A 20,001-nucleotide genomic window follows, 5' to 3' on the forward strand; every position below is an offset into this window, starting at 1 on the left:
TTACTCCTTTCTTTCATAAATCAATCCTAATTTTTTATCATAAATTAAGATATAATCTTCCATTTCATATTTTAGATTTTCATCAAAAATTATTGCCAAATTATTTTTAAGCCACTTATGGTTATCCCATTCCTTTAACTTTTTTATATAAGTCATCTCTAAATTTCTAATTATTTTATCTATAGACTTAGTATTTGCTACCGCAAGTGGAAGTCTTATGGTTTGATTAGCAATTTTCCTAGAAAGGGCTTCATCAATGTTTTCTATTTTTTTATCACTATCAATTAATCCATAACCATCGCCAATTTTCCTTAAGCATATCAATTCTATACTATCAACACTGTCACGAACTTGAGCTGATGCTTTAATATCAGATATCTCAGCATCTGCTTTAGGATTTACAATCCATTCTTTTATATTATTTCTTTCTTTTATAGCTTGCTTTGGATCTGAAATCCTATAAACTTTGGCCTTATCTTTTTTATTTTTCAATTTATCTTCATAATCTTTCTTATAAGTCATATAATTGATCATGTCATTTTGTTCAAGCATTAAATCTTCATCACCATAGACTTGATTAATTAACTTAGGTAATTCATTAGGCAATTCAAGGTAATTTGGTAAATAATATTCAGTTCTCATTAATATATAGGGACTATAAACATAAGTAGAACCCTTATCAAATTCGTAAGAAGAACATGATAAGACGTAGCATTTTGGATTTTTAAAATTACCGGGTCTGTGTCTATCATTTTCCTCATGTCTATGAAGTCTGCCTATTCTTTGTATTAACAAATCTATAGGAGCAAGTTCTGTAAATAATACATCAAAATCAATATCCAAAGACTGTTCCATAACCTGAGTCCCTATGAGAATTTTAAACTTAGGCCTATTTGCACTTTTTCCAACAATTTTCATTAGGATGCTTTCTTTTTCATACCTATCTTCAGCAATGAAAGCTGAGTGAAGAAGCTCTACATTCTCATCTCCAAAAAGATCAATACATTTTTTAGCAAGTTCTTGGCTTTTTCTAACTGTATTCACTATAATTCCAAATATCCCGCCCTCCTCTGATATTCCTTTTATTTTTTCAATAACCAAATCAGATTCATTCTTATTAAATTTAATTAATTCAATAGTTTTATCTTTATTTTTCTCAAAATCGGTAAATTGCTTAATATTTTTCCCATCAGAATATGTTAAAATAGGATATGAATAATTTTCTTCAAAATCTTTAGGGTATATCAAATCATCTACTTTGCCTTGACCTTGTACATAGGCTTTTATCAAACTATTTCGTTTAGATATCGGGAGTGTTGCAGATAAGATTATAATTGGAACCTTATAGGAACTAAGCCATTTTATTGCTTCTTCCAGGTAGACACTCATATAGGCATCATAGGAGTGCACTTCATCAATAATAACAACCTTATTTGCTAGGCCTAAGTGCTTTAACATGAGGTGTTTTTGTTTTAGAGATAAAAGAAGTAACTGGTCAATAGTTCCTATGGTAAAATCATCAAGTATAGATAATTTTCTTCCAGCAAAATAGCTATTAACTCCTACTCCTCCTTCACCATCAAAGATATTTTCCGACTCCTTAAGAGACTCATACTCGCTATTAAGGTAGGCCTTGCCATGTATTAACCTTATAGCTTTCTTTGTCTTATCAAGTTTAGATAGATTATTCAACCACTTTTTCATCCTCGAAAATATAGCATTAGATGTAGCTTGACTTGGAAGTGCAAAATATATGCCACTCCTTTTCGCCTTGTTCGCCAATATTTCAGCCATCATAAGGGCTGCTTCAGTTTTTCCAGAACCTGTCATTGCCTCATAAATTATTATGCCTGGGTCTGAAATATCAGAGACTATCTCTCCAACTAGGTTTTGATCATATCTTGGTTTATTTTCAAATCTTTTTTTAAAAGTTTCAGGATAATAAATCTCGTAAGGCTTCCAAGTAGGATTTTTTACGTCTAACCATTTACGTAATCCCAATTCAATCCTATCATCAACACAAGCCTGTTCATCTACCTTTATGAGAGGAAAATAAGTTTCATTGCTTGTCAACCGGTCTGAGAATATCAAAAGACCCGAGAAAATCACCTGAATATTTTGAGGTAAAATAAACAAATTCGAAATATCATTTATTCCACTATCTTTAAGTGCTGTCTCAAAAAAATACCTATGCATATTTTCCCAAGCCTTATAAGTATGGCTATTAGGGTCATTAGTCTGGTAGATTTCTTCAACATAATTGATTCCTAGATTCGTTACCCTCTCAGACATTGGTCTACCATGATGAGCTCCAGCAATGCATGCAACAGTCGAATTAACACCAAACTTATATAAAATATATTCGCTTAAGTAATTATGCCTGAGATTACCATAATTTCTGCCATCATAAGAAAATCCACCCTCACTTAATAGATCAAAAATAAATTCATCTAAAGAATCATCTCTTGGAAAGGTTTTCTTAAAAGCGAAGCTTGCTGAGCTTTTCCCAATATCGTGCGTTGCTCCCAAAAACATGGCTAACTTCTTGCCATAATCTTCATCTACTCCATATTTTTGTGTAAGTATTTTTGATATCATATCCTTAACACCATCACTTAACCAATGGTCCCACAATGCTCCTGCAATTAATCCAGTTTCTTTAAGATGAAAATAAAGTGGCAACCAATAAAATTGATCGTCAATGCGTTTTTTCTTAGCCCATAATTTCTTATAATCCATAATATTTACCTGTCTATAATATAATATGTAAATGCCTCGAGGCGATATCCTGTTTTCGTGCTTATTGAAAGAGGTTTACAAAATACCCTCGCGTTTGCGAGAACATCCTTCATATTAAATATAAAACCGGATCACCCTCGAGGATCGAGCAATATATAAAACGATAATTTTTTATATTTAATGTCATATCACAATTAGAAAGTATTGTCAATATATATAGTAATAGCTAACACTTGCTTTACTAGAGTAAGTTTGGTTTTAGAAAAATATTTTAAACCACTTAAAAAAGCATCCAGTAAATCTAGATGCTATTTTTATGCTTTATTATGAAAGCCACCAAGACCCATCTGATCTTTGGTGGAGATTACCTACTCTTTCTGAAATTATATTTGAATCCAAATCTTTTATAATTAGCTTATCATAATATCGGTAGTCTTCGCCTGCCATATCCTTTACATCATCCCATCCTTCTTCAATCCAGGCATTGATATAGACCTTTCCATCATCTATCAAAAGAACTGACTCATTTCCTGCAAGCTTGACAGTTTTTCTATAAGGATAGTAAATCTCAAGATGGTCAGAGTCTTGACTTATTAGATGAAGGTTTGATCCAATAAGGGAAAGATTATAGGTAGATAAGTCTTTAATTTTGTAATCAAAAATTTTCTCTAAAATCCCCTCTAGATAATACTTATAAATATTTGCAAGACCTTCATTAAAGTCTACTTGCAAGATGTAAAAAATATCTCCTATATAAATTGGTCTCCCGTAGGCTATGTTCTCTTTTAAGTCAAAAGGCAGATAAACTTCACCTGTTTGGTAGTCATAAAATCTTATTATTGATCCCTTATAGAATCCATCGTATTTGATGATATCTTCTATCTCAAAAAGGTCATCCATATCGGATAAACAGTAGGCAAAACGGGCTTGCCCTGGGATTTCTTCAATGTAATCGCCATTTATTTCTGTAAATTCTTTAAAAATTTTTTTCATATTCCTCCTTCTATGGTCCACTGTAATTTTATTGAACTTACTTCTATCACATAATATTCGCAAGCTAAACCAGGATCTGGGTAAGATTTTGCAAGGTCTATTGTTATATCTCCTAACTTTGCCTTTTTAAAATCATTTTTATTTCCAATAAGAATATACTGGGCTCCTAGATATTCAATCATACCACCAACAACCTCTCCTGGCAGAGCTTCCCAAGGCTTTTCTATGTCAATTCCAAACTTATCCAAGTAAGCATCCAAGTCTGGATAGACTTTCTTTATTTCTTTAATATAATTTTTGCAATAGGCACAATCACATAGGCCATCATAATCTTTATAAAATTGTCTAGTTTCTTCTATAGTCATTTTTCTATATCCAAAGCCATTTTTTCTTCATCGTCCAATACAAGTCCTGATTCACTTGTCCTTATTGTTAGATGCTTATAATATTCTTTATTAAAATATTTCATAAATCTCCTTAATCTTTCAAAAATACTTTTAATTTTTTAGCATAGGCTGCTGGATGCTCGTGTAAATATTGTCCGTGTCCCATTCCTTCAAATATTTCCACCTTCATTTGTGGTAAATATTTCATTAAATTGTCCTGGCTAATTTCTGGGACTTGCTCTTGGCTTCCTCGCCAAAATAGGACAGGCTTATGAAAGTTTCTTAAATTCTCATTTATTTCATAATGGAAAATATACTTACACACATTTTTAATTGATTTTTTACTTATCTTTTTATAAGTCATTTCAATTACACTATCATTATCTTTTCCCATAAGCCAATCAATCATAAATTTAGGAATTGGAATTGATTTTTTGATCATGTATGTTCCTATAATAAATGCCTGAGTAAAAGGATATGCCTTCCGGCCCAATTCTGCGGTTATTGGAGCATCTAGTAAGACTTTTTTAACCCTGATATTTCCCCTACTAATTAAATCTACTGCAAGAGTCCCTCCCATGGAAAAACCACAGAGACCATATAAATTTCCCTTTAGGTCTTTTAGTATATAATTTTCTATTATAAAAAGCTCTTTTTTCATACTTTCTAGGTCATTTAAGTCACTTTGACAATGCCCATCAAGCTCTACTAAAATCAAATAATATTCTTTTAAATAAGGCAAAAGTCCTCCAAAACACAAGTTAGCACTTGATGCTAGACCATGGATAAATAGGAGTGACTTATTATCTTTATTTCCGTAAGTAAGGAATTTCATACTTCCACCTTTTTAAAATAAAGTCAAAATATATCCATCTATTAGGGATATAAGAAAATACATAAGCAAGGCCCTTAAAAAAGCTTCTATGTGTTTCTTTGGGTTTTGATAAAGACTTTTTTCTGGGATTTTTGTAAATCTAATTCTTTTTGTATTTCTCCACCACAAGAGGTCAATTATGATTAGATCAAAAAGATTCAGACCTTGACCTAAAATTGATAAGGCTATAAAGTTTTTCATAAATCTAACTTGTCGTATTTTTAAGCCAAGAATGAAAAATAAAAGAGAAAATATTATAAAATTTCCAATAAAAGTTGTTACTTTACTTCTTTCCTTAAATTTTCCTTGATAATCAATTATTTCTTTAATTTTAGATTGGACCTCATCTGGGTAGGAGTCATAGTTTTTCAAATTTTTCTCATCTGTACCCGTCCCTAAAAAACATAGGCCAAAAAATATTAGACATAAAATAATTAACTCAATTACAAGCGTAAGCTCCTCCTTAAAGACTTCCGTAATCGCCTTTGTACTAATATAAATTCAATACTTCAGTAATTCTATTATTTCATCCTGGGCATCCCTACCCTCTTTAAAAAATCTCACCAAAGGATAGCAGTGGCACATGCCCTCGCCAACAATAATTTCATGGGAGGCTCCATAGGCATCCATTACTTTTTTAAACTCATCAGCATAGGCATATAAGCATTCATCTGACCCATAATAAAAATATATCTTTGGAAATCCAGAAAAATCTCCCTTAGTCCCATCAAGCATATATTCAGGCAAGTCTTTATCACCCTTTAAGATTTCCCTTGCAGTTATTAGATATGTAGGCTCTATCATTACATCTTTAGATTTAAGCCCATTTATTTTTTCCCATATTTCCTTATTTTCAGGTAAGTTTAGGTCAGGAATTCCTCCTGGAGATACTGATATTATTTTCCCTGGCATAGGGTAAGGCCTACCCAAAGCATTATTGTGTAAAAAAATCCCAATGGCAAGATCAGCCCCTGATGAAAACCCGAGAACACTTATATTTTCTGCCTTATAAGTTTTTGTCATTACACCATAAGCCCTTAAAGATACCTCATAAGTCTTATCTACTTTTACATCTTCTGAACAAAGAGGATAACATAAAAACCATACATCCTTATTAGTTTTTTCCATGATTCTTTCTGCCAAAGAAAAATCTAATTTATTAGGCTGGGTAATCATTCCCCCACCAAACAGATAAAATACAGCGCCAGCAGTTGGATTTTCATTTTTTTGATATGCAATTAGCCTATAGCCCATCACATCTTTTTCAATAAGATGATAATTTTTCCTATGAGCTCTCTTCAATGCCTTATCTAAAACAAATACTTCCTTTGCATTTTCTCCCCTTGCATACTCAAGCATCTGCTCTTTATTTTTTAAAAACATTTTTTTAACACCAAGCATCCTTACAAGGTATGCTGCTAATTTATATGTTATACTCATATCACAACCTTCATCACATTATAATATCTTATATACTGATACTTATTATCACCATTATTATACCGTGATTTTAGTAAGGTAAATTGGTTTTTATTAAATTCTAACTAAAAATGACTCTTAAGATTTCTCATCCTAAGAGCCATTTCTAATTTCATTTATCAGATACAAAATAATTTTTAATAAAAACAATGCCAGCCAAAGCAAGTGCAAAGCCCAAGCCAGTATAGAAAAATCCTATAAAAAAATCTGGGGCTAGGCCAGAAGCCCTAAGCCCAATCCCAAAGGTCATCATAAAAGCCATAATCAAATAAGATTTCTTATCAAAAAACTTCCAAAAAGGCATATAAGCATCATAAGCCATAATTCTATTCGTGTGATTTTTAGTCATTTTTAAAAACATACTACCAAAAACCATAAAAACAACAAGACTTAGGCAATATAAATACCAAACATGATCGATAGACCTATAAGCAATAATCCCAATTCTCGCAACATTAAAACCCGCCATAAACCAAACTAGGCCTGCTATCAATAATAAATTTCTTTTCCTAATCTTAACCATCTATCTCTCCCTATTTTAAATTTATAAATTATGAGTTTCTTTATTATTTATTTGCAAAAATTATTTTAGTAATTTAAGTAAATTATTTAGCCATCTTTGAAACTTCTGGCCAGATTTCTGCAAAACTTTTTCCATCAAATATGTCAGATATGATGCTTTCCCCTAGAAGATCAAATACTTTTTCATCCCCTAAATAACCTAGCATAATATCATTATCAACACTAATTATAGCATCCTTATTATTGTATGTAAATTCAAATCCATCTCTAATTTTTTCCAATCAGAAGGAGTAAATAGACTTTTGCCTGAAAAAATATTATCTAAATCTTCTACTAGGTATTCAGTAAAATATTCATCATCTGATATCACATGGTTTATAGACTTTGGTTTTAGACTCGATATCATTGCAAGGTCATATACCATCTTAAGCCTATCTATTTGGCTTGACTCTATTTCTATTTCGCCTTTTGCCTTTTTAGAGATTAATCTTCTCCAAAGGTTTGCTTTCTCTCCAAATACATTAAAGTATCTATAATTTGTGCTTAAAATTTTATTTATTAACTTTTCTAATAATTTCTTATCTTTTATATGATGGCCTATTATAAAGCAGTGATCTCCTTTAATTAATTCAAAGTCAAAATTATGACTATCCATAATACATATATTAGGCCAAAGCCATTCATTATTGCAATACATCTTATCCTCTATGATTCATGTAGAAATATCTTAATACTCATCTTAAGCCACTTACCTCTCATTTCTTTATCGATTACTCTTGCAAAAAGTTCCTTGCCTGCATCCATCAATCTAGAAAAGATGACATTGTCTTGTCGTGGGACATAGCCAATTTTTTCCTTATTTAAAGTTTCTATACGTATTGCTTGAGGATCTGCTTCATTTTCAACCTCACGATAAAATACCAAGCGATCATCCTTTTCTAATTTTGAGCTTATGGCTTCGATATCTGGAATATGACTTGTTCCTGCCACATAGGTATCAAAAAGATAAATGTCTCTTTCAAAAGGTTTTGGTAAGTCTAGTCCCGTTTCCTTATTTATAAGATAATCAAGAAGGCCAGCCTCATCTTTTTTTATTAAATCACTCATATATATCCCTCATTAAATCTTTTATATATTCTTCTTGAGTTCTTATAGCTTCTTCATAAGCTTCTAGATTATTTTTCAATTCTTTTAGCTTATCTGCTCTTTTATTTTTATCTTCTACAAATTCTTTCCAGGTATAAGGCGGCTGGGACTTGATTAAATCTATATCTTTTTGAATTTTTCCTATAAGTCCCTCCAGCCTTTTTACTTCATCTTTCAAAGCTTTATCAGACAAGGCTTCTTTATCTGTGTCTTCGTTAGAAATAACAATATCATAAATTGTTTGAATAGTCATCAAATCTCCATTTTTATAGGAGTCTGTGGCCTTATAGAAAAATTCTTTTTCCTCTTCTGTAATAGCGGGATTTATATCTGGATGAATCTTTTTTACAATCTTCTTGTATAAGGTTTTTATTAGTATTTCTTCTTCATCTGTTAAAAAGTCCATTTCTGAACGTTTTAAGGCTTCTTTCATGTCAGATATTTTTCCATCTAAGACCTTTTTATATTCAGCAAATTCATCGTCCAGGTCTTTTTCAATAGTTTCAATATCTATGCTTTCTTGGCGGTTCTTTTTTGCTTGAATCATCTCCTTCTTTCTCCTTAGGCGGAGATATTTGCAGTAGGCCTTATAAAGATTGTATTCAAGACTTCCAAAATTAAGCATATATTGAGTTTTGATATTTTCACAAATAACAAATTTTAGATTGTCTTTCTCATAAACTAAATCTGTTAAAGTTTTTTTAAGTTCTGTGATTTTTTCCTTTGCTTCTTTATAGGCTGGAAACTCTATAATTTCTCCCATTAGATCCTCCATTTAAAACTATATTATTTTAAAGCTTTGGGCTTATCTTTTATTTCCACGATTGCTAAAACAATTGTCAAAATAAATAAAATAAGGGAAAATATTCCATAAAGAGTAAGATCCTTCATTATTCCAAGTTTAAATAATCCGCCAATACAATAGGTGTAGATACAAAACCAAAATATGATTACAGTCCAGTCTTTTTTATGGCTTATAATTATATCTTTTCTTTTATTCATTAGATAAGCTAATAATTTCATTAAAACAAATATCCATATAGCTAGAAAGGCTAAATAAGCAAACCATTCATCAGTGATTTTATTTAAAAGTAATGAAATATAGCTACAAACTCCTACAAAAGCTACTCCTCCAAGGCCAATAAGGATTGACATCAAAACCCTAATCTTCTCCTCATCATGATTTTTCTCCCAACTTTTTAAAGTCATGTAAATAATTGAAGGCACTTCGAACATATAGCCCAAAAAATTCACCCAAATTACAGACATAAACATATGGTGGTTGATATCTAGATTTATAGGACGACCATCCCAAACCCAGAAACCTCCATCTAGCCTAGTAGCTACTACATCTAATAGCAAATCCATACTCACAATCAGCCATCCGCTTAATAAGGCTGTCATAATGTTACTAAGTGAAAACTTCTTGGCTATCCTTAGGGCAACGACACTTATCCCACCCCACATGAGCCCTCCAAAAAAAGGAAATTGGTAGGGTGAAAACCCAATGCTTATGTAAAAATCATTGCTGTAATGGTAGATATCTGTAAGTCTCACTGCCAATAGCTCTAAGGAAACACCAGCTAGGGCTCCAGATATCAAGAGTCCAAGTTCCCTATAAGATTTATTTTTAATAATATCTAAAAGTAAAATTAAAACTATAAAATAACAAATAAGTTCAAAAGAATTAATCCAATTCATAACTTTCTCCTAAAAATCCCTTATATTGCCTGCATTGTTAGCTTAATGAACCTCTATTATCTTAAAATTATCTTACCTTAAAGATTTAATTTTAGTAGAAACAAAAAAAGGCGGAGGCTTTATTTTATTTAAAACTCCTCCGCTTATTTTTTAATAATTATTTACTTGTCAAAAATTTAAACTTTTGTTTGAAATTTTATTTATTAACCTACCCCTATCAAAGATCGCATTATATCATACATTGTAGGTGAATATGCCTCATTTTGTATTTGTTTAGACCAATCAAATACTTCTTCTCCATTTAAAACTTCATCTGGAAGGGTCATTGTCCCATCCTTCATACTAAGTGAAGGCGAAAACTCATAGACATCATCCCTATATCTTATGGTGATTTTTCCATTTGGACCAAGGTCACTCATATTTTGGCAAATAAATGTTGGGCCGCAACAAGCATTTGAGTCTAGGTATATATTATCCACTTCTTTTAGTTTTCCATCTTCTGATATTTCTAGCTCCTTAAGAGCAATTGATGCATTTTTATATTTAGGAATTAGTAAGTAACACTCTTCACCTATTAGATATGGCAAGTCGCCTACTTGACTTTCTTTGATAGTTACAAGCATACTTGGATCTTTATAATTAAATAAGTTACTTGTCCAAACATTAAGCTTTTCTAAGGTATCTTTTAAGCTATCCTCATCCACAGCCCCTCCGAGATAAATCATAAAGGCCTTGTACTTGTCATCATATGGGTCTATTCCAAGCTTTGTAGCCATCCTTATATACTCGTCAGAAATAGGATTTTGGTCAAAATCATTTGTATTTAGTTTTAAAATTGGTGAGCAATATCCCATTTGTGAGCTTTTATATTGATCAAAGAGAAAGGTTGGCTTGCCCACTTCATCTATATAAATTTGACCCTTCTTATTTTCGTAATTGTCCCATAGGTCATTTAAAACCAGACCTGTGTAATTACTTGGGTTATAAATGTAGGAATAATCGGTTGTATCTCTATAATAGATGCTTGTATAAAGGGCCTGGTCTTCTCGCAAGGAATTTTCAACCATAGGTAAAATCTGATCCTTACTCACTCCCAAATCTGCCATCAACTCATCATCGCTAATGAAATTGCCATCAGGAAGGGAAAAGTTATAGACCTTATAGCGTATAAATTCCCCACTCCAAATATCGTAATTTTCAATCATTATGCTTAAGACCTTCTCATCTTGATAAACAGAAAATGTGGCATAAGCCCCTATCTCCTTGCCTTCTATATCCTTCTTATGTTCCTCATATTTTTCCTTAATTCTAGCGGCTATCTCATCGATTTCCTCGTTGGCTTTCTTTGCATCATCAGATTCTAAAAGAATCCTTGGTAGGTGGATGCCATAGTCATACAATTTGGCATATTCTATATGGTCTTTATCGATAAAATCATTCCATACTTGCCTGTCCTCAACATAAGAAGAAACTGAGCCTAACTTTGACCCCTCAACTTGTTTTAATTTTTTTGAAAGCTTTGACTCAGAAATTTTATCTTGAGTTCCCGTATTATCCTTCTTATTTGAGATATATGTATCATGCTTTACTTCTGCGTCTGGCTTAACCTTATCATTACCTTTCTGACAACCAGTAAAAATAAAAGTAGCCAGCCCTAGTATTACAAAAACCTTAGACATTCTTTTCATAATATCCCTCCTTATAATTAATACCCAGAAAAAGCCTATATTCCCACTTTTCAATGATTTTAAAGAAAATATGAAGGAGGAATTTAGCCAAGAAAAAAATAATTTATGATGAGAATTATTAAGAAGAAATCTAAAAAGGGCTCAAAACCGAGCACCTTTTAATTTCAGATCAATCTACCCTTATCAAATCTATTGTCTGTCTGTCTAAAATTCTCTTTAATGAGAAATGATAGATTATTAGATTAATCCCAAAGACGACTAGTGAGAATACTAGGAAGCTTTTGTAGTCATAATATTCTATTAAAGTACTCATTCTTAAATCAGAAGCGATTAATGATATTATAAACATAACACCTAAGCTCACCATAATAGCAGTTATAAAGGACTTTACCTGTTCTCCAATAAATTCTCTTTGATAGATGTTCTTTAATTCATCTACATCCATTCCACAAGAGTAAAGACTGCCGATTTCTTTTTTTCTGCTCATAAGACTTAAATTAATGGACGAGTAACCGTTGGTGATATTTAATACAAAGATGATTGAAGCAATACCTATTGCAAATTTTATGAAACTTTTCACGTCCTTATATTCATTTTTTGCGATTTCTTCACCTATTGTGATATTAAATCTATCTTCAGGTGAAATTTGTTCTCTAATCATGGCCTCTACATATTCCTTTACATCTTTGGTATCAGAGTCTTTTACCTTCATATTCAAAGTATAGGCATATCCTGTATATTTCTCATCACCTGATTCTTCCATAAGTTTAAAATAAGTGTCAAAATCTGTATAAACTTTTACATCAAATGGCATTGTTCTCGACTTATATTTTCCCAAATCTGTTATAGTCTTTGAAATTTTAATAGTCTTATTATAATCATTTTCAAAGTTAATATCCAAAGTCTGTGGATTTTCAAAATATGGAATTCTCTTTGCCTTAGCTATTGGAATAGAAGAATCTTCTTGAATTGTATTGTAGAGGACAAATTCACCCTTCTTTCCTCCAAGTTCTTTTAAGTCTTTTTCTTCCAAGGCGATGATAAATCCATCCATACCCTCTGACTTATATTTTTCTATATTCTTTCTCGCTTCCTCGTCTAAACCTGCTGCCTTTGCTTCTTTTGAAAATTCATTTGTATTTTCCACTTGAACATATTTATCTTTTGAAATATATGACTTGTCGTTAGGAATTTTATCTACAATTTCATTTAATATCTTTGGGACTTGATTCTTTTCACTAAAATAATCAACAGAAAAATTATAGCCATTATCGTAACTAGAATAATCTCTGTAGTATGTTGATATGCCTATAGTGATTATAAATACTGAAATAATAATTATCCCTATTGCAGAAATATATCTCTGTGATTTTATTGAAGCTAAGTTGTTAAGTTTTAATTCCTTCCAAAAATCTTTGGCTCTTTTCTTCTTTGATTTTGAAAAATCTATATTCCCTCTTATGCCGTCTATAATGTTTATTTTAGAAATCTTTTTCGCAGGGGATTTAATAGCTAGTGCCACAATTGTAAAAGAAACCAAAAGTATTGCTAAACTTAATAAGGGATTAAACTTTACCAGATTAAATTCACTTAATTGTTTGTCTATTTGAATGTATTTGTACAGATAATATATAGAGAAAAAGCCTACAAGATGTCCTAAAAGTATTGGAATTGCAGTTGTAACAAGTCCTTCCTTTAGAAGTAACAGATATATTTGTCCATTGCTAGATCCTATAGACTTGTAAATGGAAAGCTCTCTAATCTTCCTTAACCCCCAAACCCAAAAGATATTTTTTATAAAAAACACAAAGATTGCTATACAGCCAAGAACTGATAGAACGGTAACAGCCTTGCTCTTTATATTTTGTAAGGCTTCGTGTTCTACTCCATAATAGTTTATAAGACTTTTAGAAAATTCTAAATGAACATCTTTACCTAGTATTTTGTTTATTTCACTTTGTATCTTATCTCTATTTTTGTAAGCTTCTTCAAATGAATGAAATTTTACAAAGGTTCTAAAAGTGGTCATTTTATCTTGTAACCCTAGAGAAAAACTTAGTTTACTGTACTTGTTGTATACATCTCCGTAAACACCGACTAAAGTAAAGCTTTTAGAATCTTGGCTCTCAAATTTTTCCCTGCCAGTATTTGCACTTGTTGTACCTATCTCTTCTCCATCTAAAAACCTTTTGCCTAAATCAAGTTCTATCTTGTCGCCTATTTTAAGTTCATTTTCCTTTACAAGACTTTCAGATAGTACAATTTCGTCTTCCTTTGTTGCAAATCTGCCTTCAATAAGTCTCGAATACTCTCTCATTTTATTGATTGCTTTGTCTTGATAGTTTATAACGACTAAATCGTCTCCAAGCTTTCCGTTGTCAGGATCAAGAGACATTTTCCCAGCCAAGTCAATATCTTTAATGGAATTTAACTTTTCAACATCCTCATTTGAGAGTTCTTCTTTAATCTCCCCATGATAAAAGCTTGAAGCCATATAATTACCATAGTTGGATCTCAAGCTTCTATATCCAAAATAAAAAATAAAGGTGAAAAATAGACTTACAATAAATAAGGAAATAAAAATGGGAAAATTCTTCTTATTCATGTTTCTCATCTCCTATTATTTTCCCATCAACTATAGTGACAATTCGATCTGCCTCTAGAGCGATTTTTTCATCGTGGGTTATTAGGATTATAGTTTGTTTTAGAGTTTTATTAAAATATTTGAAGATTTCAATTATTTCCTTAGAATTTTTCCTATCGAGATTGCCTGTTGGTTCATCTGCTAGGATGATTGATGGTCTATAGATCAAAGATCTTGCTATGGCAACTCTTTGCTGCTGGCCACCTGATAATTCGCTTGGGAAGGAATCTAGTTTATTTTCTATGCCAAGTTTACTTACAATATCTAAGAAATCTTCCTCATTGATTTTTCTTTTATCTAGCTTTAAAGGTAACTCTATATTGTGCCTGACTGTCAAATTTTGGATCAGATTATAAAATTGATAAATGAGCCCTACCTTCCTCCTGCGAAATAGGGCAAGTTCCTTTGATGTATACTTAGAGATGTCATTGCCATCTATGTAGACTTTGCCAGAAGTTGGGCTATCTACTCCTCCTATAATATGTAAAAGAGTAGATTTTCCTGACCCACTTGGACCAACTATCGCTACAAATTCACCTCTTTCTATACTAAGGTCTACCCCATCTAGGGCAACCACCTTAGAATTTCCATCACCATATTCTTTTCTTAAATTTTCTACTTTTAATATTTCCATACTTTCCTGCCTTTCTTAAGCTAAGTATATAAAAGTAAAGTGATTTTTAGGTGACATTGTAGAATTTTATTTCAAATCTTGCTCCCTTATCAGAATTGCTAACAGAAATCTCCCCATTATTTTTTTCTACAATAGCTTTAGCCATGGCAAGACCTATACCAAAACCTTTGGAATCTGGAGTCTTGTAAAAGCGTTTGAATATCTTTTTGATAATATCTTCATCGATTCCTCCCCCATCATCTTCAATAATCAGATTTGTGTAGAGAGGATTTTTGTAAGATGAAATGGTGATTTTTTGACAATTTGGCCTATTATCAGCATTTTTAAAAATATTGATAAGGGCTTCAGCCAACCAATAAAAATCTCCATAGATTATATTTTCTTTTAAATCATTATTAATTTCTAATTTAGTAGACTCTTTTAAAGATAAGGTATCAAGAGCGTAGGCCACTAATTCATCCAAACGTATCTCTTCCATTTTCATTAGATCCTTATTAGCATCTAGGCTTGATAACTTGAGCAGGATATCCGATAGAGAATTTAATCTTAGGGTCTGCCTTTTTAAAATCTCAATATCTTCATTTGTAGGATAATCCATTTCTAGATTTTCTATAGAAAAAACCATGGATGTGATAGGAGTTTTTATCTGATGGGCTATGTCTTCTAGATATTCTACTTGCTTTTGGCTATTTCTAGTGGACGTTTCCTTAGCCTCAACTATCTCTATAAAAAGTTTATATATCTTATCCTCAAGAAGAGAAAAATCATCCTGCTTCATGGGTATAGAGTAATTTTGATTTCTCATATTTTCTATCAAATTAATAAGGTCTCTTATCCTATTTTTCTTCCTTTTTTCCAAAAAATAATAAAGTAGGCAGAGGCTTATTATCCAAAATACATAAATCATTTAGTCCATCCTATAACCTATTCCTCTGACAGTTGTAATGACTTCCTTGTCTAATTTCTCCCTGATTCTTTTAATGGTCGATGTGAGAGTATTATCATTTACAAACTTATCCCTGTCTTCCCAAAAGGTTTCTAAAAGCTGACTCCTAGTGTAGACCCTGTGGGGATTTTTGATAAATAAAACTAGGATTTCATACTCAAGTGGAGTGACCTCTATATTTTCCCCCTTATAATAAAGCTTTGAATCATTTAAATCTATTTTCAAATCCTTATAGGCAATAGCTTTATCTTGGCCAAGGGGAATAGTCCTTAAAACCGCATCAATCCTAGCCCTTAAAATAGCAAGGGAAAAAGGCTTTGTAAGATAGTCATCCGCCCCTTGATCAAGGGCGGCAATTATAAAATCCTCATCATTTTTAACAGTTGTAACAAGAACCCTAATATCTTTTTCCTTCAATTTTTCTATCAAATGTTGTCCATCCTTATCAGGCAAATTAATATCGAGAAGAGCCACATCAAAGTCGATATTTAACTTGAAACTAGCCTCATAAAAAGACCCAGCTATTTCTACCTCATAGCCATTTTTAGTCAGATATTTTTCCATCTGCAAGGCGATATCTTCATTATCCTCTATAATTAAAATCTTTGGCATTAGAAAACTCTATATTCTTCTAATTCTTATTACAATAATCTCATAAATCCGCAACAGCCTAATTCAGAAAATTCTTCAAAGCCTAAAGAAGAATAAAATCCTATTGTTTCTGGAGCTATATCTGTTGTTAATTCAATTTGTCTGACATTTGGATATAAATCCATCATAGAGTCAAGGAGGGCTTTGCCTATTCCCTTTCTTTGGTAGTCTGGCAAGACTAATATATCTTGGATAAAGATAATAGTATATCCATCTCCAACAGCACGAATCACGCCAAGAAGTTTTTCATCTTCAAAGGCTGCTAATATTTTTAAGGAATTTTCATATCCCTTAATCAAGACATCCATATCATCAGTGTAAGAAGTCCAACCAACCGCATCATAAAGATCTCTTATCTGGTCAATCTTAAAATCTGTATATTCTCTAATTTCCATATTTTCCTCACTTATTTATTATAGTTTTCTTTATAATTTCATATTAGAAGTCTAAAGCTTTCAACTTTATATATTAACATCAATCTTAACACATGTTCTCTTTTTTCATACTATATTTTTTGTCTTCCGTTTTGCTATAAGAAATATTCATAAAATTCAAGACAATTATTTACAATTTCTGGTTTTGATAAATTTTTGTATAGAGCAATCTAGCTATAAGAAAAAACAAACACTTTAATTAAAGTATCGTACCCTATAATTATCTTCAAAGATTTATTAGTATTTTTTCTCATAATATCTATTTACGAAAAAGCTAAGTATAGGGTAAGAAAAAAACTCCAAGAGTAAGTATAGTAGCAGGCAAGTATTCCTTTATGGAAAAACAAATTACAGCAACTAGGCCCATGATAAGCATGAGAATAGGTGTCATCCCAGCATTTACCTTTAAATTCTTTATTTAAAAACTTATGAGCGATGAAGGTATAAACTCCTCGCCTTTAATATGCTAAAACTTTATCCTTTAATTTCTAGGAATATTACTTATAATCTTGCTTATATCTATAAATTGGTTTAGACTTCTAAAAACTTGAAAAATTGATGATTGTATTATAAAATCTTCGTGAGTTTCTGGAAGTTCCATCATATGAAAATGTTCTTGTAAAAATTCTATCCTTTTTTTGACCTTAATTATATCTCCATTATCACTAAGATTGTTTGCAGTATCAATCATTAGATCAGATATCAATTTCCCATCGGCAAATTCTTTAGGTATTGATTTTAAATCATCATACATCTCCATCAAAAGATCCATCTCCCTTTCCCTATGGCTAAGACCTATCATTAGATTCTTGCTATTTTCTATACGATTATCATTTTCAATAATCGCAAGATCAAGGGCCTTGTTTATGTCATCTTCAAGCTTTTTGATCTTTCCTTCATATATTTTAACATCTAAATTATTTACAAGAGTATCACCAAAAAATATCAAGATATCCTTGATATCTCCATCAATATCCTCTATCCATTTTTTCAACTCATCCTGACTTTCTGGTGCATATAAGTTAGTAAGCATGGCAAATCCTGTTCCTATTAGGATAAGACCGAGTTCATTAAAGATAATTGATGAATTAACTTCTCCATAGCTTAATAAATGTGTAACAACCACGCTTGAAGGACCCAGACCTAGTTCAATTTTTAATAGGAAAGATATAGGGACAAATAAGAGTAAATATAGGCCAAATGCCCAAGTTTTGTAGTCAAAAATTTCAAATACCAAAATCCCTAAAACAAGGGCTATTGTGGCAGATAAGCTTCTTTTAAGTCCACCCTTAATAGTCGCCTTTCTAGTCTCAAATATATCAAGGATGGTAATAATCCCTGCTGAAGATGAGAATCTAAGTCCTAAGGCCTGGGCTACAAGTAAGGATAGGGTAGCTGCTATAGCTGTCTTTATAGTTGTGCTAAGTAATGTTTTATTCATAATTATTCCTAATTGTAAAACTAATTTTTATATCTTTATATATTTTAATTTAATCTTTGCTTTACTGATCGTGGGTATTTCATATAATACTCAAATATTAACCTAAGCAAAATATTTAAAGCATTAGTTTTTTTATAACAAGCTTGCGACCATATCGCCGTGCCTTTTTTCATCCACCCTAACACTTTCGATTTCTGGAAACTTTTTTGCTACTGGAGCATAATTTTCAGAAGCTTTATACTCTCCCCTTGCAATTTTTGGATACAATCTTTTTTTACCGATTAGCTTATAAAGGATAGGCATAAAGAAAGCCAAGGTTTTCTTTGGTTTTAAATTTTTCCTTGTAAGTTTATGAAATACCGCAGCATGATGACCCTCCTCTGCTGAAAGCTTTCTAAAGGTAGCCGCATCATTTTTATCCTTAACTACATCAGCAAGGGCTTGGTACATCAAAACTACATCTAATTCTCCTTGTTGAGATTTTAATAATATTTTCATATCTTCTTTACTTATAGTCATATTCTCTCCCCTAGTTTTTATTTTCATTTTATATTGTTAAAAAATTTCAATTTATCTTCGATATATTTATTATATAAATTTTCAGATAAAATGACAATAAAAAACCCGACTTAAAACACTTTATAACGTAAGTCGGATAATTTTACTAGTTATTGTTTTTTATTGAATGGGCAACTGATTTTACATGACTTGAGTGGTCAGTATGGATAAAATTTTAATTCTTAAAAAGGCTCGCATGTGGAAATATATACTCAATTATTCCTAAATTCTATTAACTTTTGTATTAGGGGTATATAAAATTATAATCTCTTAAATTTTTTGTATCCGAAAAGTACATGGATGACGCGCTGCTTCAAAAGACCTATACCACGGATTTCCTGACAAAGAAGCGCATCAAGAACAATGCTCAATACTACGATGAAGTCGACCACGAAGCAATCATTACAAAGGAGCTATTCATGCATGTGCAGGCAGAGCTTGTACGCCGTCGGGTAGTCCATGTCAGCCCGAAAGGAAAGAATGGTATGGATACAATAAATAATAAAGAAACAAAGGCTGAAGAATCAATCTATGAAAAATATAAAAATTCAGCATTCTATAATAATAGTAAAACTAAAGAAGCCTATTTAAAACTAAGTGATGATAAAAAAGAAAAGCTTGATAATGTGAATATAGACGGAAAATATCCTTTAACCATAGAGGAAGTCAAAATTCAGGCATGTTTAAATTGCCAATTCATAAGAGTGAATGGATATATTCATTTATGATTGATAAGAATAACAGCGGAGAAGTTGGTGAATATGATGGACAATTCGAAGATGCCCAACCTAGTGAAAAACAAGCAAGTAAAAAGCCAAATTCTGAAATTATAACAAATCAAAAAAATCAAGTCAAATCAGTCTAAGCAAAGTCAAAAAGTAGAACCTATTCAAAGTCAAGAAAAAGTAGTAACTGAATCTAGCACTAAGACAGTTGACCAGCAAAGCTTAGTACAAGCTAAAACAAGCCCAACTTCATATAAAACAATTGCAAATACAAACGTAAAAACAGGTATCAAAGGAACGAGACCAATAGTGCTAGTATTGATAATCTCAACTATAGGATCCCTCTTGCTAAACAGAAAGAAATTTGAAAAATAAATAAGAAGATGTTATGATTTAATAAAGATAAATTTATTTTTTACCAGAGTTAAAAAAGCCCTAGC

At 31.5% G+C, this 20,001-nt stretch carries 22 protein-coding genes; 2 read left to right on the top strand and 20 right to left on the bottom strand.

All coding sequences use genetic code 11. The annotated features are described in order from the left end of the window. The 20 genes from cas3 to C8269_RS03540 form a co-directional block, all read right to left on the bottom strand. Entirely contained in the window at positions 1 to 2,739 is a 2,739-nt protein-coding gene (cas3, locus tag C8269_RS03450; RefSeq protein WP_106460456.1) for a CRISPR-associated helicase Cas3', read from the bottom strand. A 324-nt stretch (positions 2,740 to 3,063) separates the two neighbouring features. Next, positions 3,064 to 3,732, bottom strand: coding sequence for a hypothetical protein (locus C8269_RS03455; RefSeq protein ID WP_106460457.1), 669 nt, complete (start codon positions 3,730 to 3,732; stop codon positions 3,064 to 3,066). After that, complete coding sequence (locus tag C8269_RS03460) at positions 3,729 to 4,097, bottom strand: hypothetical protein (RefSeq protein WP_106460458.1); 369 nt, start codon at positions 4,095 to 4,097, stop codon at positions 3,729 to 3,731. Before C8269_RS03460 ends, C8269_RS03455 begins: the two co-directional genes overlap by 4 nt. A 112-nt stretch (positions 4,098 to 4,209) precedes the next feature. Further along, the gene (locus C8269_RS03465) at positions 4,210 to 4,953 is read right to left on the bottom strand and encodes an alpha/beta fold hydrolase (RefSeq protein ID WP_106460459.1); all 744 of its coding nucleotides are present in this window, start codon (positions 4,951 to 4,953) and stop codon (positions 4,210 to 4,212) included. A 12-nt stretch (positions 4,954 to 4,965) separates the two neighbouring features. Continuing rightward, positions 4,966 to 5,364 carry an ABC transporter permease gene (locus tag C8269_RS03470; RefSeq protein WP_234025824.1) on the bottom strand — a complete coding sequence of 133 codons (399 nt, stop codon included), beginning with the start codon at positions 5,362 to 5,364 and terminating at the stop codon, positions 4,966 to 4,968. A gap of 129 nt (positions 5,365 to 5,493) precedes the next feature. Then, positions 5,494 to 6,432 (bottom strand): alpha/beta hydrolase, encoded by a 939-nt coding sequence (locus C8269_RS03475; RefSeq protein WP_106460461.1) that lies wholly within the window; start codon positions 6,430 to 6,432, stop codon positions 5,494 to 5,496. A gap of 151 nt (positions 6,433 to 6,583) precedes the next feature. Next, entirely contained in the window at positions 6,584 to 6,994 is a 411-nt protein-coding gene (locus C8269_RS03480) for a hypothetical protein (protein WP_106460462.1), read from the bottom strand. A gap of 82 nt (positions 6,995 to 7,076) precedes the next feature. Next, complete coding sequence (locus tag C8269_RS11060; RefSeq protein WP_267895193.1) at positions 7,077 to 7,199, bottom strand: hypothetical protein; 123 nt, start codon at positions 7,197 to 7,199, stop codon at positions 7,077 to 7,079. A 20-nt stretch (positions 7,200 to 7,219) separates the two neighbouring features. Further along, positions 7,220 to 7,690, bottom strand: a complete 471-nt coding sequence (locus C8269_RS03485; RefSeq protein ID WP_234025825.1) for a hypothetical protein — start codon at positions 7,688 to 7,690, stop codon at positions 7,220 to 7,222. A gap of 8 nt (positions 7,691 to 7,698) precedes the next feature. Then, a complete protein-coding gene (locus C8269_RS03490) occupies positions 7,699 to 8,100 on the bottom strand; it encodes an HIRAN domain-containing protein (RefSeq protein WP_106460463.1) in 402 nt (133 codons plus the stop codon). After that, positions 8,093 to 8,902 carry a molecular chaperone DnaJ gene (locus C8269_RS03495; RefSeq protein ID WP_106460464.1) on the bottom strand — a complete coding sequence of 270 codons (810 nt, stop codon included), beginning with the start codon at positions 8,900 to 8,902 and terminating at the stop codon, positions 8,093 to 8,095. The genes C8269_RS03490 and C8269_RS03495 overlap by 8 nt, the downstream gene beginning before the upstream one ends. Positions 8,903 to 8,925: 23 nt before the next feature. Beyond that, positions 8,926 to 9,840: a carotenoid biosynthesis protein gene (locus C8269_RS03500; RefSeq protein ID WP_106460465.1), complete on the bottom strand. Its 915-nt coding sequence runs from the start codon at positions 9,838 to 9,840 to the stop codon at positions 8,926 to 8,928. Positions 9,841 to 10,043: 203 nt separating this feature from the next. After that, the gene (locus C8269_RS03505) at positions 10,044 to 11,528 is read right to left on the bottom strand and encodes a hypothetical protein (protein WP_106460466.1); all 1,485 of its coding nucleotides are present in this window, start codon (positions 11,526 to 11,528) and stop codon (positions 10,044 to 10,046) included. 169 nt (positions 11,529 to 11,697) lie between these two features. Continuing rightward, entirely contained in the window at positions 11,698 to 14,133 is a 2,436-nt protein-coding gene (locus C8269_RS03510; RefSeq protein WP_106460467.1) for an ABC transporter permease, read from the bottom strand. Further along, the gene (locus tag C8269_RS03515; protein ID WP_106460468.1) at positions 14,126 to 14,806 is read right to left on the bottom strand and encodes an ABC transporter ATP-binding protein; all 681 of its coding nucleotides are present in this window, start codon (positions 14,804 to 14,806) and stop codon (positions 14,126 to 14,128) included. Before C8269_RS03515 ends, C8269_RS03510 begins: the two co-directional genes overlap by 8 nt. 46 nt (positions 14,807 to 14,852) lie before the next feature. Beyond that, positions 14,853 to 15,713 (bottom strand): sensor histidine kinase, encoded by an 861-nt coding sequence (locus tag C8269_RS03520; protein WP_106460469.1) that lies wholly within the window; start codon positions 15,711 to 15,713, stop codon positions 14,853 to 14,855. After that, positions 15,714 to 16,364, bottom strand: a complete 651-nt coding sequence (locus tag C8269_RS03525) for a response regulator transcription factor (RefSeq protein WP_106460470.1) — start codon at positions 16,362 to 16,364, stop codon at positions 15,714 to 15,716. 29 nt (positions 16,365 to 16,393) lie between these two features. After that, positions 16,394 to 16,798, bottom strand: a complete 405-nt coding sequence (locus C8269_RS03530; RefSeq protein WP_106460471.1) for a GNAT family N-acetyltransferase — start codon at positions 16,796 to 16,798, stop codon at positions 16,394 to 16,396. A gap of 520 nt (positions 16,799 to 17,318) precedes the next feature. Continuing rightward, a complete protein-coding gene (locus C8269_RS03535; RefSeq protein WP_106460472.1) occupies positions 17,319 to 18,278 on the bottom strand; it encodes an aromatic acid exporter family protein in 960 nt (319 codons plus the stop codon). Between the two features lie 132 nt (positions 18,279 to 18,410). Further along, positions 18,411 to 18,797, bottom strand: coding sequence for a ferritin family protein (locus C8269_RS03540; protein ID WP_106460473.1), 387 nt, complete (start codon positions 18,795 to 18,797; stop codon positions 18,411 to 18,413). A 458-nt stretch (positions 18,798 to 19,255) separates the two neighbouring features. Here C8269_RS03540 and C8269_RS11135 point away from each other — a divergent pair, with 458 nt between their 5' ends. Together C8269_RS11135 and C8269_RS10800 are read left to right on the top strand one after the other, a co-directional pair. After that, positions 19,256 to 19,564: a hypothetical protein gene (locus C8269_RS11135; RefSeq protein WP_199792152.1), complete on the top strand. Its 309-nt coding sequence runs from the start codon at positions 19,256 to 19,258 to the stop codon at positions 19,562 to 19,564. Continuing rightward, positions 19,561 to 19,701: a hypothetical protein gene (locus C8269_RS10800; RefSeq protein ID WP_158698377.1), complete on the top strand. Its 141-nt coding sequence runs from the start codon at positions 19,561 to 19,563 to the stop codon at positions 19,699 to 19,701. The genes C8269_RS11135 and C8269_RS10800 overlap by 4 nt, the downstream gene beginning before the upstream one ends. The last annotated feature ends 300 nt before the right edge of the window (positions 19,702 to 20,001 follow it).

Origin of the sequence: Anaerococcus sp. Marseille-P3915 (assembly GCF_900258475.1) — a bacterium.
In the GTDB taxonomy this organism is placed as follows: domain Bacteria; phylum Bacillota; class Clostridia; order Tissierellales; family Peptoniphilaceae; genus Anaerococcus; species Anaerococcus kampingae.